Origin of the sequence: Zunongwangia atlantica 22II14-10F7, assembly GCF_002094855.1 — a bacterium.
Taxonomy (GTDB): domain Bacteria; phylum Bacteroidota; class Bacteroidia; order Flavobacteriales; family Flavobacteriaceae; genus Zunongwangia; species Zunongwangia atlantica.
Genome location: NZ_ARYN01000061.1, coordinates 1 through 1,414, shown reverse-complemented (window position 1 = coordinate 1,414; position 1,414 = coordinate 1). Strand labels below are relative to the sequence as shown.

Sequence of the window (1,414 nt, the reverse complement as noted above, 5' to 3'; positions counted from 1 at the left end):
CCGGATCAAGTCCGGGATGACGATAAAAATTCTTTAAAAGGATGAAAATAAATACTGATCAACTATCAGAATTCAATAAAAAGCAAAACGATTCATTTAAAAATGAAATCGATTACATTAAAAATAAGTTTGCAAAAAAAGGAATTTCGATAGATGAAATTATACAAAAATTAGCCGATTTTCAGGTAGCGATTCCGAGTTGGGCATTAGGTGCCGGCGGAACGCGATTTGGTCGCTTTTCTTACGGAGGAGAACCTTCTTCTTTAGAACAAAAGTTAGACGATATTGGCATTTTACACGCGCTCACCAAAACGGCGGGTGCGGTTTCCTTACATATCCCGTGGGATATTCCTGAAGATGTAAATGCGATCAAAGATATTGCAAAAAGTCACGATATTATTTTTGATGCGATGAACTCGAATACCTTCCAAGATCAACCTGATGCGCAAGCGACTTATAAGTTCGGTTCCCTGAATAGTATCAATCAAGCTTCTCGTGAATATGCCGTTGAGCATAATAAGGAAGTAATTCGCATTGGAGAACAACTTGGTTCTAAAAGTTTAACCGTTTGGTTGGCAGATGGAGCAAGTTTTCCGGGACAGCTGAATTTTCAAAATGCGTTGCAAAACTCCGAAAAAAGCCTAAAAGAAATCTACGCTTCAATGCCAGAAGACTGGAAGCTTTTTATCGAGTATAAACCTTACGAACCTAACTTTTATAGTACTACCATTCAGGATTGGGGAACATCATTTATGTTAGCCAATGCTTGTGGAAATCGTGCTTTCACTTTGGTCGATTTAGGGCATCATTTACCAAATACCAATATCGAGCAAATCGTGGCTACCTTAATGTATAAAGGCAAGTTAGGCGGATTCCATTTTAACGATAGCAAATACGGTGACGACGATCTAACGGTAGGTTCCATAAAGCCTTATGCCCTGTTCTTAATTTTTAATGAATTGGTTTATGGAATGGAAAACAATCCGCAAAACCCGTATCCGGCGTGGATGATCGATGCGAGTCATAACATCAAAGATCCACTAGAAGACTTATTACAATCGCTGGAAGCTATTTTAATTGCTTACGCTCAGGCATTGTTAGTTGATCAAAAAGCATTAAAAGAAGCGCAACTAAATAATGATGTTACCAAATGTCAGGAAATTTTGCAGGATGCTTATAGAACCGATGTTCGCCCGATCGTAAAAGCAGCAAGAGCTAAAAGTGGCGCAGCTGTAAATCCTGTTGAAGCCTACCGCGCATTCGATGTTCGCAAAACGCTAATCGAAGCCCGCGGATTAAAAACGGTAGCAACGGGATTGTAGAAGTTCGTATCTAGTACTGAGTAGTTAGATGTTAGAGAATAGATAAACTGTAATTGATTCAAGAAACACGAAAGATTTAAAATGGCCTATCG

General features: G+C 39.0%; 1 protein-coding gene. It reads left to right on the top strand.

Translation table 11 applies throughout. The features are described from left to right. Window positions 1-41: 41 nt before the first annotated feature. Complete coding sequence (locus tag IIF7_RS20550; protein WP_084843553.1) at window positions 42-1,322, top strand: TIM barrel protein; 1,281 nt, start codon at window positions 42-44, stop codon at window positions 1,320-1,322. Window positions 1,323-1,414: the final 92 nt, after the last annotated feature.

Bases quoted from the DNA above. Each gene is read 5' to 3' on its own strand.
- IIF7_RS20550 (WP_084843553.1), top strand. From the start codon at position 42: ATGAAAATAAATACTGATCAACTATCAGAATTCAATAAAAAGCAAAAC.